Origin of the sequence: Zhongshania sp. R06B22 (assembly GCF_040892595.1) — a bacterium.
Classification (GTDB): Bacteria; Pseudomonadota; Gammaproteobacteria; order Pseudomonadales; family Spongiibacteraceae; genus Spongiibacter; species Spongiibacter arctica.
In genome coordinates this window covers 57960-81504 of sequence record NZ_JBFRYB010000001.1, presented here as the reverse complement: position 1 = coordinate 81504, position 23545 = coordinate 57960, and the positions used below count along the sequence as shown (strand labels likewise).

Sequence of the window (23545 nt, the reverse complement as noted above, 5' to 3'; positions counted from 1 at the left end):
GGCGCATTCAGTTATGTTGCGCGAGGATTAGTTGTAAATGAGTCTGCCAAGTTTTTCATCCTGGCCATGTTTTACTCCAGAAGAGGCCGAGGCCGTTTCAAAAACCCTTTTGTCTAATAAAGTCAATTATTGGACAGGAGTGGAAGGTAGAGATTTTGAGCGTGAATTTGCTGCTTATTGTGGTGTGGAGCATGCGGTAGTTGTAGCGAATGGAACCGTTGCTTTGGATCTTGCTTTTGTTGGGCTCGGCATCGGTCTAGGCGACGAGGTTATTGTGTCACCACGAACTTTCCTTGCCTCAGCATCGGCTATCGTTAATGCAGGCGCTAAACCTATTTTTGCTGACGTTGATTTAGAGTCGCAGAATATCACTGCAGACACGGTGGCGCCGTTAATCACAGAAAGAACCAAGGCAATACTTTGTGTTCATCTGGCTGGCTGGCCTTGTGATATGGATCCAATCATGGAATTGGCGGAAAGGCATGGGCTTTATGTCGTTGAGGATTGCGCGCAAGCGCACGGCGCGAGGTACAAAGGTCGTTCAGTTGGATCCATAGGGCATGTTGGATGTTGGTCGTTCTGTCAGGATAAAATCATGACAACCGGTGGTGAGGGCGGCATGGTCACCACCAGTGACAAAGATTTATGGTCTCGTATGTGGAGCTATAAAGATCACGGAAAAAGCTGGGAGGCTGTCTATGAGCGAGAGCACGCACCAGGTTTCCGTTGGCTGCATGACTCCTTCGGCACTAACTGGCGCATGACAGAGATGCAGGCGGCGGTTGGTCGAATACAACTTGTTCGCATGCCCAGTTGGCACGAGGCACGTAAAGTAAATGCTCTGGCAATATTGGGTGCTGCGCGAGCGACAGATTTATTTCGGGTGCCTAATGTCCCGGCTGACATCGAGCATGGGTGGTATAAATGCTACGCATTTATTCAGGTTGAGAAGCTGGGGTTAAGTTGGAACCGAGATCGAGTGATTGCGGAGATTAACGATCACGGTGTTCCCTGTTTTTCCGGTTCGTGCTCTGAGGTCTATTTGGAGCGGTGCTTTGTTGATGCAGGGTTATCTCCCTCTGAGCGCTTGCCTAGTGCAAAGCATTTGGGGGAGAGCAGTGTAATGTTTTTGGTTCATCCTAGCTTGACGTCGGAGGAGATTCAGAAGACCTGCGAGGTGGTTGCTACGGTGGCGGAATTAGCCTGCAAGTAATGCTTCTTTGTAGTGATTAGGCTCATTTTTATGCATTATTTTAAGCTCTGTCTGGCTATAGGGAGGACCCTCACATAATGAGCGCTAGTTCTCAAAATTTGCCTGTAGTATATTAGCTGCGCTCGTAGCGTGATTCCTGCACTCGGCAATTGATTGTCTGATTTTTGTCGTTCCAAAAAATTCTAAGAATAATTAGGCAAGATTCAGTTGTCGAGGCGCGAAATTGGAAAACCTTAAAAGTAGGGGGGCTGCCGCCCTTATATTGCGCGTATTGCTGTCTGCTCCCGGCCTGGTTAAATTTTCTTTGGTAGTCTCCCTTGATGCACTGACACTATTCGCCTCGGCTTGGCTCGCGCTCTACGTTCGCCTTGGGAATGCAGGTGCACCACTTCAGAAGTATGGATTGGTCTGTCTTATCGTTCCTTTGGTGGGCGTCATGGTCTTAGCCGCATTTGGCGCTTATCGCTCGGTGATTCGGTACTTTTGTGCTGACGATGCGTGGGTGATAGCTAAAGCGGTTAGCTTCTCTGTTCTGGCATGGGTGACAATTTGTTTAGTGTTACAGCTTAGTTTACCTCGCTCTTTGATTTTGATTCAATGGCTTTTGGCTATGCCGCTGATGCTGGGTTTGCGTTTTGCAATGCGCCTTCTTCTGCGGGAGCTGTCTCCCTTTGGGTATAGCGCTAAGCGAAAAAATGCTCGTAATGTAATTATTTACGGTGCTGGTTCAGTCGGGGTGCAGTTAGTACATTCTCTGGCTAGTGACGCGAAAATGCGTGCTATTGCATTTGTCGACGATGACGCCACGTTGCATGGCCGTAGTTTAAACGGCTTTAGGGTGTACTCTTTTGATAGCCTTGAGGGTTTGATAAAGGAGAGAGAAGTTGATGATGTTTTACTCGCGATGTCTGCTATTTCACCTCAACATAAAAAGTTCTTGTTAGAAAAATTAAGTCTACTACCCGTTAGGGTGCGTGTATTGCCGAGTTTCGCAGAATTAACCGATGGCCGGGTATCGCCTGACGATATTAGAGATATTGATATCACTGATTTGCTGGGCCGCACCGTGGTTCCACCAAATGCAGCGCTACTCGGTGCTAATATTGAAAATAAGGTTGTGATGGTAACGGGTGCTGGTGGCTCCATTGGTAGTGAACTTTGCCGTCAAATCTTTAGGCAGGGGCCTGCTGTCGTTGTTTTGTTTGAACTGTCTGAATATAACTTATACGCCATCGAGCGAGAGCTTATAGCGAGTAAAATAGAAAAGTATGATTCTGTTCGCATTATCCCGATATTGGGTAACGTCCAGAGTCGGGATCATCTTGAGCAGGTCATGAGATCTTATTCCGTGGATACCGTCTATCACGCTGCAGCATATAAACACGTTCCTATGGTGGAGCATAATGTGGTGTCTAGCCTAAGGAATAATATATTTGGTACCTTAAATGCTGCTCAGGCTAGCTTAGATAGTGGTGTTAAACATTTCGTATTAGTATCGACCGATAAAGCTGTGCGCCCTACTAACGTTATGGGGGCCAGTAAGCGGTTTGCTGAAATGATTTTGCAAGGACTCGCTGATCGTGAATTCAGCTCATCTACTCACTTTACTATTGTTCGATTCGGTAATGTGCTTGGTTCATCTGGCTCTGTTGTTCCTTTATTCAAGGAACAGATAGAAAAAGGTGGGCCCGTTACAATCACCGATCCAGACATAACCCGCTATTTTATGACTATTCCTGAGGCGGCAAGCTTGGTGCTGCAAGCAGGTTTTATGGGACAGAGTGGCGACGTCTTTGTATTAGATATGGGTTCGCCTATACGTATTTTAGATTTGGCGTTGCAAATGATTAAGCTTGCGGGCTCTTCGCCTTATAACGCGGACGATGGTTCTGGGGATATTAAGGTGGTTTTTACTGGTTTAAGACCAGGTGAAAAACTTTTTGAAGAACTTTTGGTTGGCGATGGCGTTGTTAGCACCGATCACCCGATGATTATGAGCGCGAGGGAGCGCCATTTAAGTTGGGCTGAGGTGGAAGATGCCCTTTGGCAAATGGAGGTTCTGTTGCGTAGCGGTGATGTGGCAAAGCTGCGGGAGCTATTGATGCGATTTGTCACGGACTACCAGCCCCAGGGTGATATTGTGGATTTGCTGCTGGAGGATATTGCTGAACCCATAGCTAGTGCAAGTATGCCATCGAGCAAGCTTAATTATTATGGTGTCGCGATTTAATGGAAGACAGTATATTTTGGCTAAGGCTTTAATTGGACTAGTCTTGGCGAGTGTGGAACCTAGCTAGCAGCCCCAGTGTAGAGAGCACGGTAAATGTTGCTGCGTTGGCAGGAATCTGCAGGTTAAAGTCCGCAAATGAATGTATCGCAATCGCGGTCATGCCCATCACGCAAGCGAAACCTATCCCGCTCCGGTAGCTAGAGTTAGTTAGCAGCAGGGCTCGGATTCCGTGGTAAAAAGTAAATAGGAAAAAGCACATAAAAATTGCTGCGCCAAGCACTCCATACTCAATGGCGAATTGCATGTAATCGTTATGTGCATGGGTGAAATGGCGGGTAATATTTGGCCCCGCAACTGAGGGGAAAATCACTTCAAAGCTACCAGCTCCACTGCCGCTTAGTGCGTGTTTTTTTAACAATACACTGGCGTAGCCGATGACGTCGTCGCGAATCACATTTTGTTTGGCTAGCACTTCGCCCGCGATGATTTTGTCGTCAAATTGGGTATTTGCTAGACGCGCTTGTAATTCGTCAAGACCGAAGTACTGGGTCACGATAAGAAAATCAATTATGAGTAGGCTTGTTAGAATAACAAGTAACTTCAGGCGAAGTTTGGGAATCCCTATTGCTAAAATCCCGCCGGTAAAGATCATAGATGCTACGAAAGCGACATTACCCATACGAGATCGGGTCATGACCAGTCCAATAACCATGATCGCAAGCGCAATACGAATGAGTGCTTTCGGGCCTGATATCCAATCAATTATAGATTTTAGTGAAAGTGTGCGGTGGTCGCGAAGTGCTAGGAGTAGGCCGATACCACACGCTGCGGTAATCTCCAGATAACCGGCAAGATGGTTGCGGTTCACAAACGTTCCAGTGGCAAGTCCCTGCATGTATTCTTTTGTAGCGAAAAAACTCCATTCTAAGCCTGATAGCGCCATGGTAGAGCCATAAAATGCTTGAAAAGTGCCGCTGATAACAACTGTGCCCAGTAATAAATTGATCGACTTACGCGTAGTAAATAAATCGAGAACGAGGACAAAAAGAAGCGTATACGCCGATCCTAGCAGTAGGTGATTAAACGTCTCGCTTGGGGCAAGGCTTAATCCACCAAAATACTGCACGGCCACTAATAGTTGCGCGGTAACGAGGGCTAGTATTGCCGGCTTCGCTTTTGTGAGTGCGGCAGAGTTTTTGGTAGCTTGCTTCCATCTACGGATTGCCCAGACAAAACCAATTGCTGAAATGATCGCTATGACTAACCCCGTTGACCACGGCCTATTACTACCTAGGGGGAGTGGAATCCAGATTAGTGCGCAACAGATGGCAATCTGTAAATCTTGATGTGATTTTCGGCGATAGCTGATTTGGGTGTCCACGAATTGACCTAATTGTCGCTAGGTATTTAATTAAAGAGCTTATAATTAGCTGTTGAGGCAGCGATATAGCCACATTGTAAATTGGATGTACAGCTGGAAGGTGTTTGCATATCTAATTAAGACTTAATACTTTGTTTTTATAAAATAAGCCGAGACAGCAATGCGAATAGATTTCGAGGTGTTGAAGGGTATTGTGTACTGATTTTGCAATATGAGCTTAGCGAATTACTCACGATTGAAGTGTGATATAGCAACTAGCTGGGGGGAATCTGTCTCTGAGGGCGGCCTCATTCTAGACTGATCAGCAATACATTAGAAAATGCTTGTGGTCTAGATATGGTCTCGAAACGGGTATAGGCCTATGTTGATCAGTAAATAGGATCTATACAGCTCCAAGTCTGTATAGATTAATCCTCGCTCGAGGCTGTCATAGAATATGAGCAAAGCCGGCCTTGTACCGCCATTTTGCGGCCCTGTTTGTTGATCTGCATCCGATGCTGGGCCGCCAAGCGCTTTGCTAAAAAATGTGCTCGCCGAAAACAGCCACCTGATGCGGGGTATGACTTAGGCGGCAGATATCCCGTTTTTCAAACGGTGCCAATGCTGCGCAACTATTTCTTGTCTGTTGCTGTGCTTTCACTTATCTCTGCGCTGATACTGTCGTGTATTGTCGGGGAGCCGGCTTTGTCGCTGTTATCCTGCAGGCTGTCTTTGAATCCCTTTATTGCACCGCCGAGGTCGCCGCCAATTCCTTTTAGCCGTTTTGTTCCAAATACCATTGCGATGATGGCGAGTACGACAAGTAGCTGCCAAATTCCGATTCCACCTAATCCCATAATTTTGTCCTACCTTTGTTGTTTATGCTTGAGTTCGAGTTTTATAATTCGCTACGTGGCCAAGCTTGCGCTGTTATTTGATTCCGTAATTGCGGCGCGGATGGTCAAAAATGACATGGCGGTCATCCATGTAATAGCGGCAGTCAGGGCGATCCAAAAGGATAAAAGGCCATTCCAAGCAAGAGGGCCACTTTGAAATATCACCACGGGGAAGCCGGGTAGTGTCAGTGTTGCGCAAAACAAACTTAGGTAGCCCGCCCATCTGGGAAATATAGGCTTTGACGCTTTATCTGAAAATACACAAAGGCCCACGCAGAGCATCCATACTACGATGCCGGATACCGGCATTGTAAAACCAATCCATGCCAAATCATTCAGTAAATATGTGATTTCAATGGGTCTGTCGGGCCTGTACGCGGCCACCGACCAAATGATAAGGGCTACGGTAACAATAGCGACGGTGGCGGTGGCGCACGCGAGCTGAGCGTTTGCCAGCATAGGCTTGGAGTCTTCAATTCGTCTTAGTTGGTAGCCTAGGGCGCTGGCCATGGGAATAATATAAGCTACTGAGGACATGGCTAGTGCGATGCCAATCTGTATTCTGAGTTGATTGCCTTGATAAAATGCCGCGACCTCCTCTGCTGTGGCCGACGGTGAGAGCGGAGGTACTAGTCCAGCAATGACCCACCAGCCGGCTATAAAGCAAAATATAAATACAAATACGCTACACGCTGCGAGAACGTGATTTTTTAATATCATTTTGGCCTACTCTTATACTTAGCTCTCAATTTAAGCAGCTGCGGGGTTTTAGTTAACCAATCTTTAGGTCTGTATAGGTTTAATATCCGTTCTTTTATTACTTTGACGCTCCCCTATGGTTTATCCTTCTAGTACGCCATATTTTGTTATATTGCTAGATAATGGCGCGTCTCCTGCTGTGTGGCGGTTAGAGCGACATACTATTTAGAAGGGATTTCAATAAAAACGGAGTAGTAAATGCCAATACAATTTCATCTGTTATTACTAGCGAGTACTTTAGTTTTAGTCACAGGCTGCATGTCGACCAATGTAGCAAACAGTGAGCAAATCGAATTGAATGCCATGGCACGAGCCAGCAACGCAGATATCACTCCGATAGATGCGATTAGACAGGCCTCAGCTGCATATGAAGAAGCGATTGCCGCTGAGCTGCAGTTTTACGCGCCCTCGCATATGGAAAACGCCAGAGAAAAACTGCAGAGCGCACTTAAGCTCAGTAAGGATGCGCGTGAGCCGGAAGAGAAGATTGCCGCGATCAGTGCAGCTTTTGCCGCTAAAAAGTTAGTTGCAGATGCCTATAGCAATAAAGCAACAGTGGAATTGACCCTGAGCAGGGTTCTTGAACACCGCAAAGTCCTCGCCGAGCTAAACACTGACACTCTCCACCCAAAGCTCTATCACAAGGCGACCGTCAAGCTGGAAAGCCTAATCCGTGATATAGAGGGCGGCCGGCTTGCCAGCGCGAAAAACGACGAAGCTAGCGTGCTCGAGTACTACGCGAAAGTTGAAATCGAAACTTTAAAAACCACCTACTTAGATAAAGCGATACAGAAACTCGACGAGGCGAAATCCAATAACGCCGATGATGTCGCTGAGGTGACTTATGATAAAGCCGAGGAGGCGGTCGACTACGCCGGCGAGTTTATCGAAAGGAATTATCGTGACCGTGAGGGTGTGCGGCGGGTATGTGATATAGCTCACACTGCTGCCTTGCACGCTTATTATGTTGCCGAGGAAGCGGAGAAAATTATTGAAATAGATGCCGAGGATGCCGAGCAATACATACTTTATGTAGGCGGTCTGTTGCAGCTAATTAACGCAGAGGTTGGCATTAAAAACCTAGCGGCAATGCCGCCGCGGGAGCAAGCTCGCAGCTTGGCCGAAGCCGTAAAACTTAGTTCTATGACCTACAGTACGCCGGCCATTGAACAGGCGCCGCGCAAGCAGTCGGCGGTTGTTCCTGTCGCTAGCGCACAGCCCAGTCTTTATATTGAATTTGAAGAGACGGAATCAGACGAGTAAATGATTGCCTTGCCGGCTGAGTTATAGACTGCTTATGATTCCTTTTATATTGGCCGGGCGAGTCTGGGCAGAAATACTTACGGTTTAGGTCACGCAAGGATCAAGCCCTTAGAGAGTAAGGCAGGCAAGTGCCTGCTTTGCTTAATCCTTACTCAAGGCTCGTGCATGTCTTCTATAGTTTTAATACGGTTTTGATTGGGCTGAGATCCTCAGCCCATTTATATCGATAATCGGCAACTCTATTATCAGCGCGGTGGGGCAACTCACGGAGTTAGCACCCAATATTGCGCGGCAGAAAGCTGCGCTGTAGTGAGTCATTACTCTCGCTACAGCGCACGCCATCCCGATAAATTACCTTTTAAAGACTCGCTGCTAACTCAGCGCCCTCACGTATAGCGCGTTTGGCATCTAGCTCTGAGGCGATATTAGCGCCACCGATGAGATGGTAGCGCTGGGCTGGTTTAGCGCCTTGCTCGGACTCAGAATTGTAAAGCTCTCTAAGTGGTTCCTGCCCCGCACAGATAACAATGTGGTCGACCTCTAATAAGCGCTGCTTTCCGTCTTGGCTGATGAGTAGTCCTTGCTCGTCTATGCGGTCGTAGCTGCAGCCAGCGAGCATATTGACGCCTTTGTTCTTGAGGGTGGCGCGGTGTACCCAGCCGGAGGTCTTGCCCAAGTCTTTGCCAAGCGCGGTGGTTTTGCGCTGAAGTAAGAAGATCTCTCGCTGTGAGGGCTGGGGCTTGCCCGCTACCAGGCCGCCGCGTTCAGCGCTGTTTTGATCTATTCCCCATTCGGCAGACCAGCTGGCGAGGCTTTGGGGGAGCTCGGTGCTGTGGTCGTGGGCGAGATATTCTGCCACGTCAAAGCCGATGCCGCCGGCGCCGATGAGGGCGACCCGCTTGCCGATGGTGACATTGCCTTTTAATACGTCGATGTAGGAAACCACTTTGGGGTGATCGATACCGGGAATACTCAGCGCGCGTGGGCTAACACCGGTAGCAACGATGATATCGTCGTAGCCGCCGCTGATAAGTTCGGCTTTCTCCACGCGATGATTCAGTCTGAGATTTACTCCTGAGCGTTCAATCTTTTTGTCGAAGTAGCGCAGGGTTTCGCCAAATTCCTCTTTGCCAGGAATGGTTTTGGCTAAATTAAATTGGCCGCCGATCTTGTCTGCTTGATCGAATAAATAAACTTCGTGGCCGCAGTCTGCCGCCGCGGTGGCGCAGGACAGCCCTGCAGGGCCAGCGCCGATGACCGCAATTCTCTTGGCCTTAGCTGCGGGCTTAAACACCAGTTCAGTCTCGTGGCAGGCGCGCGGGTTTACCAGGCAGCTGGCGCGTTTTAATTGGAAAGTATGATCTAAGCAAGCTTGGTTGCAGGCGATGCAGGTATTAATTTCGTCGCTACGATTGCTAGCAGCTTTATTTACCCATTCTGCATCGGCCAGCATGGGTCTGGCCATCGACACCATATCGGCCTGGCCGCTAGCTAAAATGTGCTCGGCGATATCCGGCATATTAATACGGTTTGAGGCGATAACGGGAATGTTGACCACCCGCTTTACGGCGGCTGTGGCTTCGCTAAATGCGGCGCGAGGCACCGAGGTGACAATAGTGGGGACGCGCGCTTCATGCCAGCCAATGCCGGTGTTAATCAAGGTGGCGCCAGCGGCTTCAATCTCGCGGGCTAGGTCTACTATCTCTTCGCGAGTGCAGCCGTCGGGCACTAAATCGAGCATTGATAAACGGAAAATAATAATAAAATTAGGGCCGACTTTTTTACGCGCAGCACTCACGATTTCAACAGCAAAGCGGCGTCGATTTTCAGGGCTGCCGCCATAGCGATCTTTGCGTTTATTGGTGGCTGGTGCCAAAAATTGATTAATTAAATACCCTTCACTACCCATGATCTCGACACCGTCGTAACCCGCTTTTTGGGCCAGTTGCGCGGTGCGTGCAAAATCTTTCACTGTGCTGGCTACGCCACGGGTGCTTAAGGCGCGGGCCTTAAAAGGGTTGATTGGCGCTTTGCTAGTTGAGGCGGTTTTGGACAGTGGATGATAGGAATATCGACCAGCGTGAAGTATTTGTAGACAGATTTTCCCACCAGCTTGGTGTACCGCCTTGGTGACCTTGCGGTGATTGTGAACATCTAAGCGCGAATTAAAGGTACTGGCGCCGGGATAAAGCCAGCCGCTGCGGTTTGGACTGTATCCACCTGTGATCATCAGGCCAACGCCACCCTTAGCCCGCTCCGCGAAATACGCCGCGAGTTTGGGGAACTGCCAAAAGCGATCTTCTAGACCGGTGTGCATGGAGCCCATGACTACCCGATTTTTAAGGCTAGTAAAGCCTAGATCGAGGGGGGCAAGGAGATGGGGATAATTTTGGTTTTCTAGGCTCATAGCATGGCTCGCGATATCTGGACGACGTCAAGATATCGCTTGAAGTTAACAGTGTCAATATTTGAAGAAGTCGCAAGCTAGCTTCCCCTTACTTCCCTAACATAGTGATGAGGACGTAAGGGGGGGGCTTTTCTATTTACCAAACAAGCGCGCAAAAAATCCTTTCTTCTTCGGACTTTCTACCGTGCTCTTCGGCGCTGATTTTTGCGACTCTGCCGGGAGCTCGAAGGCAAATTCGGCAATGCCCATACGAATAATGTCGCCATTTTTAAGGTAGGTGGATAAGCCCTTTAGTTCGTTAACAAAGGTGCCGTTGGTAGACATCCAGTTGACGACTTTCCAGCGCTGTCCCTCGTTAATTAACTGGGCGTGCAGCCCGGAGACGCTTGACTCAGAGACCCAGAGATCGACATGTTGTTGATCTCGACCGATTTTCCAGACACTGGTGACGCCGGTATCCAGTTGATAGATGACGCCTTGAATACTGAGGTTTAAGCCAATCAAACGAGGTGTATCGCCTATTGGCGCAATATTTAAATTGCCATCGCGGTAGTTTTTACTCGCTTCAGAGGCGGCGTCTTCAGAGAAAAAGATCGTGCCAGATGCTTGCTCAAGTCCGGCGTTCTCCGACCACATTGCGGGGATGTCTGCTTCCGCTGCGGTCGTAGCCGGCGCAGCTGCTGGTGACGTCTGTGCAATTTCCGGTGGACTGTAGGCCCCAATTTGAGTGGCGTCATCGTCGCTATTAAAGGTGGTTGCGTCGTCATCTGTCTCTAGGAGAACCTTTAATTCAAAGTCCCCAACCTGCAGAGCATCACCGTTTTTAAGTGCCGTCTCGCCCACTACTTTGATGGTGTTAACGTATGTACCGTTACTTGAGCCGAAGTCTTCAAAGCTCAAATTGTCGTCTTTGATTTTTAGGACGCCATGATTTCGAGACACACTCGAGCTAAGCAGCCGAATGTCACTTTCTGGACTGCGGCCAATCGACGTTTCTGTCGCCGTTATTAAATAGTCAATGGCGCTGGCAGTGTCGTGTAGTTTAAAGCTTGCCATTTTCTGCTTCCTTTAAATATCGATAATGTAGTGTGGAGCTTATATTCATTAGGCTGTGAAATGTTCGGTGAAACCGTCGATGCGCGCGATGGCCACCAGCGGTAGTGTCGGTATGATCTCATTTTCTTGAGGTATCACATCACTATCAACCAGTACCGCGGTGATGTTGTCTGCGCCGTTATTTGCCAGGGCAATTGCCAGCAACTGGTCGAGCTGCTGCTCACTTGAAATCGCGGAGTTCATTACTCGCGCAATGTCGCAGGCAGCTACGGCATCATATAAACCGTCACTGCAAAGTAATAATTTTTCTCCGTGAAAGAGCGCGCCTTTAATAAGAGGAATATCGTGCTCGTTAAATTTACCATGGCCTATAGCACGGGTAATGATATTTTTATTGGGGTGGCTTGTGGCTTCGCTATAGCTTATTTCACCGCGACTCATCATGGCTTCAACTTGCGAATGATCGCGGCTAATTTGACGTAGTTCACCATTCCACAAATAGGCGCGACTGTCGCCAATCCATGCCAGTTCAAAATGGTGGCCACTAAAGTGTGCTACTACGACAGTAGAGCCCATGCCGATTTTTCCACGTCCGTCTTCTACTGCGCGCAATACTTCTTGATGCGCGCTATACACAGCAGCCGCGAGCGGAGTTCCCTGGTCTAGTAGGTCTGTCACTTGGTTGGCGACGATACTGGCGGCAATTTCACCCGCTGCGGGTCCACCCATACCATCGGCAACCAGTGCTATTCCCCAATTGCTGTCGGCGACGAAACGATCCTCGTTGGTCGCGCGTTGAGCGATATTACTTTTGCCTAAAATGCTAATCATGCATTAGTTCTCCGTGGCAGCTTTTAGCGTTTTTTGAACTGCTGCTTTGAATCGACGTGGAGTGTAATTATTTTCATCGCTAAGAACTGTAAAGATTTCATCATAGCGCTTCGCGCCGCTTTTCGGATTCTTTGTGTCAAAACTGAGAACTTGTAATCCTAAGAAAAGTTGTTCTGCATCAGCGTAGTCTCGAACCTCGCCACTTGCACCCTGCTTCAATAGAGCGATGGTGATGGCCTGTTGCTCACTGTCGTTGAGAGCTGAATCATCAATGCTTTGTCTCGCTTTTTCTACTAAGGTCATGAGTTTACGGCTGCTTGCTTGCAGTGCTTGTTTGCTGAGGACGGTTGATTGGTTTAGCTGCCGAATCGCAAGTGTTAGTTCCTGTCCTAAGGTTTCATTTCGTAGCGAAACCAAGGTGGCAATCGTACGCAGCGCATTGTCATTAATACGAATTGCACCTGCAGGTAGTAATTGCCTGTCCGCAAGGGGGCGTTTTACGCTGGTATCCATGGGGCGGTGACAGGAGTGGCAGTCGAATACCGCCAATTCCGGAAATAGCCCCTGTGGCATGCTGTGTTGTTCTAGTACCGTGAGTGAATCCTGCGCCGCCTGCATGCGGCCCTCTAGCCAGCGGGTGGTGGCCAAGCTACTTTTTCCCCGGCGATGATAGTCAGCATCGTCGCTATGGTGGGGTGGCATTAGTGCCAGCCATGTGTCTAATTCAAATCGTAGGCGAGGATGGCCAGCGGCCATCATTTCATGAGTGGCGAGTTGATTGGTATTACCAAGGTGGCATGATTGACATAACTTGGCTGCAAAGGCAGGGTCTTCGGTTGGCGATAAGCCATTCTTTAAATTTGCTTGATGCCTAGCGATGGCATTGTCTGCAGCTGAGCTGGTATTAGCGCCGTAATGGGAGTCTATCCAGTTTTCTGCGCCACCGTGACAGACTTCGCAGCCAATACCATCCGAGATATGGAACTTAGGGCCCTGCAAGTTGGCTGGCGTGGTGTCGGCGTGGCAGGCTAAACATTCCGCCGCCGTGCTCGCGTCTTTAATGCCCATATTGGCGGCGATGCGTTTTGAGTCGGCGTTTTTCAAAATGGCATAGGCGCGTGAGTGACTATCGTACTTCGCCCAGGTGCGATATTCATTCTGTAATACATTGCCGTGTTCAACCGCCGCTGCTCGGCCGTGACATACACTGTTTGCACAACTGGCTACACCCAAGTGCATGGCCTCAGTGCTAGTCTCGGTACTGTTAGTTGCACCGGCGTTCGGGCTTACCTCGGCCGCGTTTAGCAAGCCTGGCTTAAAGCAAAGCATTGCAAGTAAGCAAAGCCCTAGCCACGGGGCGCTGTGATTAAGCCTGAGCTGCTTAGTTTTATTCATGCTTCGCTCCGGATCCTGATTTGCTCGGTGTATCTTCCACAAACCAAGGTTCGCCATTTTTATCTAAATACAGTTTGTGCATTTCTTGTAAATTCATTGGCCGCGCACCGCGTCGTCCAAATACCGCGATCTGACCGCCACTTTCGTCCACCGCACGATCTCGGGCCAATCCCCGCGACAAACTTAATGCGGGACTGGCGGTTTGCTTGCCGGCAATCCAAAGCGGTTTTGGTTCGGGGTTAAAGCCGTAAAACTTTGGCTGTAAGTCTGGTGAGCTTAGTTGGATAACGTTCAGTCCGGTTTTTGCATCAGCGACATAGGCAAATAATGACGCGTTAGTGGTGCCAATGACCACATCTCTGCTGTCTTGCAAGTGACCTTCGCCATTATAGCTTTGCAGTAAACGCATTTTTTCCGGGCGCTCGATGTTTATGATGGCAAGACCTTGCTGTCCTGCTGCTACGTAGGCGTAACCCCTAGCCAGACTGATTTTTTGGGCATCAGCAAGCGGCAGGGTGAACTCGGGTAATAAATGGGCTTTCTCTGGTAGGGTGACGTCGACCAGTTTGATGCCGTCGGCATCGGTCACAAACAAATAGCGGAATTGCAGCGCGGAGGCGCGGCCGTCATTGAGTGCAATGGTATGCAGTAGCTTTGGTTCTAAGGGCGAGTTTATATCTATTACCAGCAAGCCCGCATCGGCGATGATGTAAAGATAGTGACCGCCAATTGTAATATGACGCGCTCCCTTTAACGCTCCGCCGGCGTGCCAGCGCAGCGCCGCTTTTATAAAGTTATTGCGGGGTTTGCCGTCGGCAAAAGTGTTGACGTCGACGACAATTAGACCCTCTTCGGTGTCGGTAATATAGGCGTAATTATAAAGCGGGTGAAAGGCTTGCTCCTTGTTGTCTACTCGCATTAAGTCGCCCTGATTACGTTCTGGGGCAATGGGCTGAATGCTGGGGAGCGCAACACAGCTGGCATTTTTAGTGGCGACTTTTGCATCGTGACCGAGCGCACTAAAAGGTGCGGTGATTAAGCGTTGCGAGATGCCCTTGTTTTCAACCGAGGCCACATCTAAGACTCTGAATCCTGCTTTGCCGTCGGCAACAAATAAATACTCACCGCGAAGTTGCAGACACTGACTGCGGTCAGCGCTGTGTTCGTGTGAGGTTTGTAGTTGCTGTTTCTGGGCTTGGTGAGCAGCAAAAAAGTCTGGGTAGGCATAGCGATGCAGATAGCTGCCGATGACCGCTTGGGGTTCGTCCCACTCGGTTACTGCAATAGCCTCAATATTATCCTCTTCACCCAACCACACATTGCGGCCAATGAAATCGATGAATTTAGTACCCAAGGTTAAGGTTTGGGCGATGATCGCGTTATTGTCTTTTTCTGCTGACAAATGACAGTCGCTACAGGTTTTGGTTTCGGTTTTACGCACAGTATGAGGAAAGTGCGGATTAAAGGCTTGGGAGCTAAACCCGCTGGCAGATATTGGCGCTTGCTGCACATATATGCGTTCGCGGTTGGCATTAGTAGACGACAGTACTAAGGCTGATGAGGATCGCACCGGCGCATATTTACCACCTTTGTAGGGCGCGCGTTTACCCAGCATAAAGATCTGATCACGAGCAACCTGGGGATTGTAGGTGGCAAAGTTGCGAGATTCACCGCCCTCAAAATGGTGACGCTCAGATTTCTCATTTGCCTGTATTGGCAGATGGCAGCCGCCGCAGCTGGTTGTCCAGGAAGTATGGCAGGCGTAGCACTCCACCTCTTCAAAATTATGCGCCGCCGTATCTGGGTCGACATCGCTGCCCCAATGTTGGGTCTTGGGATCTTTAGACATTAACTTCGCGCGAGCGGCCTTGGGGTTGTAGCTAGCATGTTGAGAATTCACCGAATCCTTAACCAGAGACAGTGTCCACTCAAGATCGGGGTTGAGCATGGAGCGCTGCATGAGCTTGCCATCTACCCATTCAAAGCGGCGGCGACCATCGGGATTACGCAGTAAGCTTAAATCCGTGGTGCTGGCATTGCTGGCGGGGCCAGAGGGCAGTAAGTCTGGATATTTGCTTGCCGTGCCGTGGCAATCCACACAGCTTATTTCTACCGCTGCCGCAACCTCACCATACATATGGCCATTGCCGTGGTTGTCTTGGTTGAAATGACAATCTACGCAGTGCATGCCGACTTCGGCATGAATCGAGCGCATGTGCACCGCTTTATCGAATTTTTCGGGGTCTTCATCACTGACAATATTATTTTCACCGTCGAGCAAATTACCGTCGCGATCGCGTTTAAATACGGCGCGGAAATTCCAGCCGTGACCGTGATAGTCGGCGAACTGGGTGTCGTCTAATTCGGGATTGAGCTTGGATACGTCTTTAAGAAAATCGACGTCCGCCCATTTGCCCTTGGGTGCGGCGCCCTCGGGGTTGCGATCCAATATCTTGCGCTTGGTGGCCGCGTCGGGATACTGCTGTTCTTTGGGCCACATATGCGGGGCGTCGGATTCATAGTCCCACATGGTGTAACCCAAAAAGGAATTAACGAACATATTGGGCTGATGCATATGGCAGACCATACACTGACTGGTTGGGATCGCGCGGGTGAAGCGATGCTCGATAGGGTGGCCCGAGGCCGACTTATCTATGGTCGGATCAATACTCTGGCTTTTGCCGGTATTGCCAAAGGCGGCGTACGGTCCTGAGTGTAATGGCTCGCGGTCATTGGCATAGACCACATGGCAGCCAGTGCAGCCTGAGCTGCGATAATCGCCGGGCTGGTCATTGGTGCCCATAAACCAAAATAGCGGATCGTTGAGGCGGGTCTTGGTCATATTGATAAGTGGGACAGAAATTCGTCCGCCGGTACCGGGGCCGCGATTAGATTGTTTGATATCAGGTCTGCCGGGTTCTTCTAGGCGTTGCAGTTGCCCAAGTGCGTTGGGTATACCGGTTTCCGGAAACAGATTGACAATATTGCGACCACCGCGCTCAAAGACACGGAATACATCACCAGGCTTGACAGTTTCCCACGCCGGCAGGGGGAATATTTGGTCGAGAATACCCATCTCCGCCATTTCTGGAGTGGGTTTTATGGCTGCCTTTATCGATGCGGCTTTGCCGTCGCGGGTATAGGCTTCACCGAGAATGGAGCGTTTATAGGGCAGTATGCCGTTATTGTATGCTGCCGCTGCCCAGAACATGGCGCCGGTGCCATGTAGGCTGCGGGTAGAGGCTTCAATGATTTTTTGATGGCAGGCGCCGCAGGCTTCGCCCGCCACCCGAAAGTCGCCGGGATTCACAAAGCGAATATATTCCGGGGCCTCTTTATTGAGCAAGGTATACGTGCGCTCGGGGTTGGCGGAGTTGGGCCAGTGCCAGCTGTCTGGAAAGCGCGGTAAGACGTGGGCTTTTTCCAGTAGTGGCAGCATTAGCGCCGGGTCGAGAGGGGCGTCTTTTGCGAAGCTAATGCTAGCGTCGCCGCCATGGCAGTCCACACACCCTAAATTAATCGCTGGGTTGTTATGCATATTATGGCTGTCACTTTGGCGGTGACAGCTCACGCAACCGGCGCTTTTTTGCTCTACATCCACGAGGGTTTGAAACGCAGGTGCGGATGGTGCGGTGTGATAGACCCGTGCAACTTCATGCTCACCACCTGAGGCCACTGCCTGCTGACAAAATGCCAAACAGCATAAAGCCAGTAGCGTAATGATCGATGTTTTAGTAGGTGAAGATTGCATTAAAAAGCACCGATTGTTGAGAGTGGTCTGAATATAATTGTTGATAAGCTTCGCCGGGTAAGAGCACTGCATAGGAAAGTCGCAGCACAATGTTTTGACTCATAAAGGGACGATAAATAGTCGCGATAGATAAATCTTGGCCGATCTCTTTTGAGATGCCTGCCTGCTGGCGAGCAACCTCGACACTGCTGGTATTGTCGAACCAAAGTTGATTGGCATTAAGACTGATACGCAGTTCAGGTAGCACATCAAAATCAGCGCCAATGCCAAGTAGCACGGTGCCAGGGTTGGTGAAATTGGATTGGCCATGCTCTTTAGAAGAGCGCAAATTATTTAAGACGCCATTGCGACTCGACAGCGCCACTTTGCCGCCGCCAATGAGCGGCACCGCTTGGCGTATCCAATAGCTGGTGTCGGCACCGGCAAACAGGGGGTTTTCGACAATGGCGTCGAAGCCGGTTTCTATATCGTCGTAGGGATCATCGTCACCGCTAGCGTATAAAAACGAAGCCCGCCAGCGTATCCAGTCTTGGTCAAAGGACAGCTCCGCTGCTGCGAAGTAGGCTGAAATATCAGTCTTGGTATCGCTGAGTGGGGCATTCTCTTGCTTGCCAAGGGCGTAGTAAAAGGCGCTAGTGATATTGAGGCGACCAAGGTGGCCGTCGCTATTCATACCAAAATAGACCACATCGTACTGCCGTGGACGCTCTGCCCCTATCGATGCGGGACGCTGGATAACGCCATTTTTATCGAAGAAAAAATCCTTTTCTCGGTTGCGGTTATACAAGACTGTAAATTGGCTAGTGTGGCCAAGGACGAATAGGTCTTGCCAATAAAGATTGGCGACAAAAATATCATCGTTGCGCGGCGTTTCTCCAATATTGTTTAAACCGCTATTGGTGTCTTTTTCTAAACGCCTAAACCACGCAAGATTGTATTGAATAATATTATTATTGCGCGTGCCGAAAAGTCGCAGACCTAATTGATTTTCTTGAAATAGAAAACCACGGAAATCCGCGTTAAAGGGTTGAATGCCAAAGCGGATACTGTCGAAGTCGTAATTGTCAGACACATTGCGTAAATGCACATCGACAAACGCAGCTTGTACGCCGGCAAAATCCTGGTAGCGAGTTTTCCCTTGAGCAGGATTAACATCCACGCCGAGAATTTCTTCTAATTTGGTGGCGTTGTAATTAAATACTGGGGTGAATCGAAATTCGTAATCCGGTGGGCGAAACACGGTATCGCCTTTGTAATACACTAATTCAACGGCGAGATTTTCAATGAATTGCGATTGTTTGCTGCCGCCGTATAAATCTAAGTCGCCGGCATTGGCGCTGGATTGCAGACCGACGGGGGTGGGGACGTCGCGATATTCAAAAACAGTATCGGCAATGATACTTAAATTGAAAAACCAATCATCGTGAATTGGCGTGTCGGCTTTTAAGGTATTGCGATTATAGGGATCGTACCAGTTGTTTTCATAGCCCAGCGATTCAACGATGCGCCAGCGATCGGGAATGGCTATCGCGGGGCTGTAATCCTTAAGGCTGGGAACAGGAATGCTGGGCTTGCGGGCTTCTTTAGCTACGCACTTAATCGGCATGCCTGGTACCCGACGCTTGGTGATGCTGGCATCGCTAGGGCAATCAACGGCGCTCAGGTTTTCCGCGGTATCAGTTTGCGCCAATAGCGGAGCGCTGGCCCCAAGCCACAGTAAGGCACCTAGGCAGGATGACAGCCGCCAGTATGAAGCGCGCGATGCTCGCGCTTGTTTATTTTCCAGCGCAAACATTTTGTTCATCACTATTGTTAAAAGGACTTTGCGGACAGTTGATGTAGCGCAAGCGCTGGCCGCCAGGGCTTAGTTGATCGGCCCTTATTGCTATTGGCGCATTGTTTACTGTGCCGAGAATTTCACCTGCCTGATGTAAACCTAAGAAGGCAATCATATCGTCTTGATCGACGCCGTCTCCTGAAACACCAATACCGCCGATTAATTGATTGCCGCGATAGATGGGCACACTACCGGGGAATATTTGAATGCCGTTGGCAAGGCGCGGCGCCGCCGAACTGGTGGTGCCCGCAAACGCCAAACCCACGCAGTTTTTGCCAACATCTTGGGCGCCGCCCATCAAATACAGGAGGTGGCTAACGATGCCATTAAAACTTAAGTCTAGCTGTAAGCCTGTTGAAAATGGGCTCCACTCGCCGGCGGGTTTGCTAAAGGGGCCGGGGCCGTTGGCATCGATGCCATCTGGATAGTGGGGCCGAGATAAATTGCCACCTGAGCGGTCGGCGAAGGCAATGCCATTACTAAGGGCTGTGCTGTCGCCAGTCAGGGCAATAATGTTTTGCACATAATCGTCTAGCACAATGGTATTCGCGGCTGTCAGTGCTGGCGTTAAATACTGGGTATTGGGTAGCGCAGTAATAAAACTGGCGGCATCGCTAGACGAGAAAAACGTCGCGGTGCGCGCTTTTTGTAGAGATACATCGGCGCCAAAAACTGGCGCGTCACGGCTTCTGGCAATGCCTAATACTGTTCCGTCGGTGTCCACGACACTAATGGTAACGCGAGCGGCGGAGCCAAGTGGTTGGCGAATTTGTGCTCTAGCGCGATTGGCGATGGCCAGGGCTTGGCTGATAATTTCTTGCACTTCCGCAGCGCTAAGCTGAGAACCGGCAATAGGTGGAAAGCGCTCGGCGTTATTTTCATCAACAAACACAAAGGCGTCGCGGCTGGGGAAACGCAGATTATTATCTGAACGAATACCTGAGCCCGCCTGCCCAAAAGCTTGGCCAGCACGGTAGCCGTCGGCGGCAGTGTAGTAATCTTTTACACTGACAAAATTACCGTCAGTATTAAGGACTAAGCTGGGCGCGTTTTGCACACTGGGGTCAAGGACATTGAAGTCCACATCGGTAAAACGTAGAGTTTTGCCATCTACCGTAATACGGTCTGCCTGCCGATCGGCCGGCACCGCGAAACCAAAACTTCCAGCGAGTGCGATGACTTCGTCGCTATCAAAATCCACATCGCTAATAATGCGGTCGATACCGTAAATGAAATCGTCTGAGATAACCCCGATGCCGCCGACTGGCGTGCCGAATTTATACAATGGAATGCCGCCGGGGTCGGCCGATAGCCCTAGCGGTGAGCGCTTAGGGCCAACAAGTATTGCGGGGTTGCTGGCGTCTAATACAAAATCAGAACAGGCTAGCTGGCTGAACTGCACACCAAATAGCGGCCCGCTGGCTTGATTGAATTCGCCGGGATTAAAATGCTCCTGCACAATTTGACTGGCTACCCGGGTACTAAAGCCGTTGCCTTCGCTGGACAAATAGGCCGCGGTGATGGCCTTCGCCATCGCCGCCAGAGCGTCACCACTTTGAGTTGCAGAAATAGGTAGCTCTAGACGTTCGAGGCCGCCGCTGATGATGGTGTCTGAGTTGGCGACTAACGTCAGTTTGCGATCGCCATTGGCGAGAACCTCAGCCATGCGAAACACAGTGAGTATATTACCGCTGCGATCGCTTACCGCGATGGTCGCGGGAACGTTGAGCGCTCGCGCTTGCGCAACGGCTTGGCGAACGATTATTTCCACATCGCTGCTGCTCAAGAAACTACTGGCACTGGCGCAACTGCCATCGCATTGAGTGTTGGCATTGCTCCCCTGTGCCGCGACTTGCTGATGGCGATCGCCTTTGCACGCCACTAAGGCGAGGGCCGCGAACAGGATTAGAGTGCCGGTTCTGCGCGCCATTATTTGTCAGCCTCTAGTTCGGGGGCTGACATAGTTGGAAATGCAGAATTGTGGAAGGCATGGCAATCAATACATTGTAGTTCTATGGTGTTTTTAGCGCCTGCCTGGTGGCAATCCATGCACACTCCAATTTCTGGCATTAATATGTCGCTGCTTAGTTTTGACGATGACGCTTCATGACAGCTAGCGCAGCCTTCTTTGCCCATATTGTCGGCGGCCATAATGTGATGAGCGTCGTGACTAAAGCGCGCAGCGGGGAACCAGTCGGTGTTTAATTTTACTTTTTTAAGTTGCCATTGCTCGTCGCCATTGGCGCTGATATCTCGATACACCTCGTGGCAATCTACGCAGCCGCCTTTGGTAAATAGTCTATCCATTTCTTCCGTGGCCCACGCGCCGCCGCATTCCAAGGGGTCTTGCTTCTGGCAGCGTGCGCTGGTGTCACGCCCAGGAACCCGGCGTGTTGATTCTTGTGGCAAAGCGTAGCGCTGTTGGGCCGCTTGGCTAATATAAAACTCTTGTAAAAAGGTGCTGACGACCTCGGGTGCAGCATGGGGTAAGTCACGCTGCGGATTGACGTCATCGAAATCCAGGCTGTGGCAACTGGCGCAACTGCTTTCCATAGTAATGGCTAAAAAGTGTTCGCCGTCTGCTGCGGGAGTGTGACAGTCACCGCATACTAGCGCTGACTCATGTTCGCTTCCGGGTATTTCCTTAGTTACTTTTTCACTGTTTAAATGCAGGTCATGGGGAAATTTAAGATTAGATTCTTCTTTTATATTCTGTAATGACGTTGCTTTATTGAATGCCCATATTCCTGACTCGGCCTGCAATAAGGTGGGATGAAACTCTGGGTGTTGCTCGGCAGTAAAGCGAATGCTCGCGGGCACTTCGCCAATGGTTTTGCCGCTCAAGTCCACCTTGCTCACGGGCGCTTTGTGGCAGTCGATACAGTGATTATTATCTTGCACAATAAGCATTTCGGGTTCGTTATGCTCTTTGTGGCAGGTTTGACAATTATTGGTGTCAGCGCTGAAAGGGTGCTTGGCAGGGAAGTGGCTATGGCTGTCGCTGTGGCAGCTAAGACAGGTGGCGCTATTAACCTTTTGAAAGCCCTTGGTATGACAACTATTGCAGTTTTCTACCAGCCCGGATAAATGATGAGGGCTCGATAGCGGGCCAGAGGACCAGATTTGATCTGTAGGCGCGCCAAAGTTCTGTAAGGTTTGCGCGGTATCCGGTTGCAAGTAATTTAATAACGGAAAAATTAAGGCAATGGCTAATATCAGCAGGCTAAGTATATAGCTCCATAGACGACTACTCGGTAGTTTAAAGCGGAGTTCATGTTCGTAGCGGGTCTGTATAGAGGCTTGGCTGTTCGCGTCAATGCGCACCTCTATAGCTGCATCGAAGCCGGGTAGGGTGGGGCTTAGGGACAGTCTATGTGGACCAATCTCAAACCAGTCACCTACTTCAAGGGTGATATTTTTATGCTTCTTGCCGCCGATGCTTATCTCGGCATTGCCTCGGCTGACTATTCTTAGACGGCCGTCATCGCCAATACTTAATTCGCAGTGGTCGGCGGCAATATGGTCGCCAAATAATTGGATGTCACAGTGGTTGCCGCTACCGACGCGAATACGGTTTGTTTCTAGCTCACTGTCACTTTGATCAATGACCTTGTCGTTTTTAAGCCGTGTTTTTCGTATGAGAATAAGCATGGCTTTACCAGTAAAAAAAGACAGTGAAAATATGGATAAACAAAGAAACCAGTAAGGCGATACTTAAGGGGATGTGTACACTTAGCCAAAGTTTGGTTCGCAGTTGCAGGCTGAGTTCGCGGCGCAGGCGGCGCAGTATTTCTTGTCGGCGGCCGAGAATATAAAGCAGCTTTTGTAAGCGCTCGGCCTCTCCGGGTTTTTGCGTATTGGGGATCTTTGCCACCAAAAAATTGATTGCGGTCTGCTGCCCTTGGTTATTCTGCATTCTAGAGTGACCGGGCGAGTTGCCGGTTGCTGGCATGGCAACGCTAGATTTGTCTCGGCCCAAAAACTGCGTTATCAAATTACCACCTATGGCGGTCCGATCAATTGCACTGGAAATCACCGCTTGAATATCAGCGTCGCAACTCTCCGCGAGTGTTATTGCGTCCTTATCTATTTTGGCTAGCGATTCAAGGCGCTGCTCAAAGGCTTGGTTGGCACGGTTCTCTACTAAAAGACGGGGGTAGCGCAGATAGGCGTAGAGGCCGATCAATCCGCTACCTATAACCGCGCACATAAGCACATAGGCCAGAGTGTGTACATTTAAACCAAATTGAAATGCGCAGTGTAATGTTGCGACGCCAACTAAACTGATACCTAAATAGATGTGTGCTGAAACCCAAGATTGGAGATTGGCATTTTTACTATTGTAGCTTCGCTTACGTATGCCCAAACAGGAAAGCCATATAATAAGCAGCATACCAATGCCGCCCAACACATAGCCCTGCCAGCTGCCGCCATTTGGTGGCAGCGTCTGGGCTTGGCTCAAATACAGGCCGCTACTGGCCAACAGCAAAATCGCTGCCCACCAAAAATAGCGTCGCCGAGCATAGTTAAGAATATTCACGTACATT

The 23545-nt window shown here is 49.8% G+C and carries 15 protein-coding genes; 3 read left to right on the top strand and 12 right to left on the bottom strand.

Annotation, left to right across the window (positions count from 1 at the left end; all coding sequences use genetic code 11):
- Positions 1 to 37: 37 nt before the first annotated feature.
- The gene (locus AB4875_RS00335) at positions 38 to 1213 is read left to right on the top strand and encodes a DegT/DnrJ/EryC1/StrS family aminotransferase (protein WP_368374036.1); all 1176 of its coding nucleotides are present in this window, start codon (positions 38 to 40) and stop codon (positions 1211 to 1213) included.
- A 223-nt stretch (positions 1214 to 1436) separates the two neighbouring features.
- Positions 1437 to 3443 carry a polysaccharide biosynthesis protein gene (locus tag AB4875_RS00330; protein WP_368374035.1) on the top strand — a complete coding sequence of 669 codons (2007 nt, stop codon included), beginning with the start codon at positions 1437 to 1439 and terminating at the stop codon, positions 3441 to 3443.
- Positions 3444 to 3480: 37 nt separating this feature from the next.
- Here AB4875_RS00330 and AB4875_RS00325 read toward each other — a convergent pair whose 3' ends face one another.
- The 3 genes from AB4875_RS00325 to AB4875_RS00315 form a co-directional block, all read right to left on the bottom strand.
- The gene (locus AB4875_RS00325) at positions 3481 to 4824 is read right to left on the bottom strand and encodes an O-antigen ligase family protein (protein WP_368374034.1); all 1344 of its coding nucleotides are present in this window, start codon (positions 4822 to 4824) and stop codon (positions 3481 to 3483) included.
- Positions 4825 to 5435: 611 nt separating this feature from the next.
- Positions 5436 to 5660: a Sec-independent protein translocase subunit TatA gene (locus AB4875_RS00320; protein ID WP_368374033.1), complete on the bottom strand. Its 225-nt coding sequence runs from the start codon at positions 5658 to 5660 to the stop codon at positions 5436 to 5438.
- Positions 5661 to 5711: 51 nt separating this feature from the next.
- Positions 5712 to 6419, bottom strand: coding sequence for a hypothetical protein (locus tag AB4875_RS00315; protein WP_368374032.1), 708 nt, complete (start codon positions 6417 to 6419; stop codon positions 5712 to 5714).
- Between the two features lie 237 nt (positions 6420 to 6656).
- Between AB4875_RS00315 and AB4875_RS00310 the strand changes: the two genes are divergently transcribed.
- Positions 6657 to 7721, top strand: coding sequence for a hypothetical protein (locus AB4875_RS00310; RefSeq protein ID WP_368374031.1), 1065 nt, complete (start codon positions 6657 to 6659; stop codon positions 7719 to 7721).
- 358 nt (positions 7722 to 8079) lie between these two features.
- On the opposite strand, the gene AB4875_RS00305 is transcribed toward AB4875_RS00310, so the two are convergent.
- The 9 genes from AB4875_RS00305 to AB4875_RS00265 form a co-directional block, all read right to left on the bottom strand.
- Positions 8080 to 10128 carry an oxidoreductase gene (locus AB4875_RS00305; RefSeq protein WP_368374030.1) on the bottom strand — a complete coding sequence of 683 codons (2049 nt, stop codon included), beginning with the start codon at positions 10126 to 10128 and terminating at the stop codon, positions 8080 to 8082.
- Between the two features lie 132 nt (positions 10129 to 10260).
- Entirely contained in the window at positions 10261 to 11184 is a 924-nt protein-coding gene (locus AB4875_RS00300) for an FHA domain-containing protein (protein WP_368374029.1), read from the bottom strand.
- Between the two features lie 48 nt (positions 11185 to 11232).
- Positions 11233 to 12015: a PP2C family protein-serine/threonine phosphatase gene (locus tag AB4875_RS00295; RefSeq protein ID WP_368374028.1), complete on the bottom strand. Its 783-nt coding sequence runs from the start codon at positions 12013 to 12015 to the stop codon at positions 11233 to 11235.
- A 3-nt stretch (positions 12016 to 12018) separates the two neighbouring features.
- Complete coding sequence (locus AB4875_RS00290) at positions 12019 to 13410, bottom strand: multiheme c-type cytochrome (RefSeq protein ID WP_368374027.1); 1392 nt, start codon at positions 13408 to 13410, stop codon at positions 12019 to 12021.
- Positions 13403 to 17161: a hypothetical protein gene (locus AB4875_RS00285; protein ID WP_368374026.1), complete on the bottom strand. Its 3759-nt coding sequence runs from the start codon at positions 17159 to 17161 to the stop codon at positions 13403 to 13405. Before AB4875_RS00285 ends, AB4875_RS00290 begins: the two co-directional genes overlap by 8 nt.
- A complete protein-coding gene (locus tag AB4875_RS00280) occupies positions 17142 to 18965 on the bottom strand; it encodes a hypothetical protein (protein ID WP_368374025.1) in 1824 nt (607 codons plus the stop codon). Before AB4875_RS00280 ends, AB4875_RS00285 begins: the two co-directional genes overlap by 20 nt.
- A complete protein-coding gene (locus tag AB4875_RS00275) occupies positions 18937 to 20928 on the bottom strand; it encodes a heme-binding protein (RefSeq protein ID WP_368374024.1) in 1992 nt (663 codons plus the stop codon). Before AB4875_RS00275 ends, AB4875_RS00280 begins: the two co-directional genes overlap by 29 nt.
- Positions 20928 to 22649, bottom strand: coding sequence for an FHA domain-containing protein (locus tag AB4875_RS00270; protein ID WP_368374023.1), 1722 nt, complete (start codon positions 22647 to 22649; stop codon positions 20928 to 20930). Before AB4875_RS00270 ends, AB4875_RS00275 begins: the two co-directional genes overlap by 1 nt.
- A 4-nt stretch (positions 22650 to 22653) precedes the next feature.
- Positions 22654 to 23544, bottom strand: coding sequence for a hypothetical protein (locus AB4875_RS00265; protein WP_368374022.1), 891 nt, complete (start codon positions 23542 to 23544; stop codon positions 22654 to 22656).
- Position 23545 lies beyond the last annotated feature (1 nt).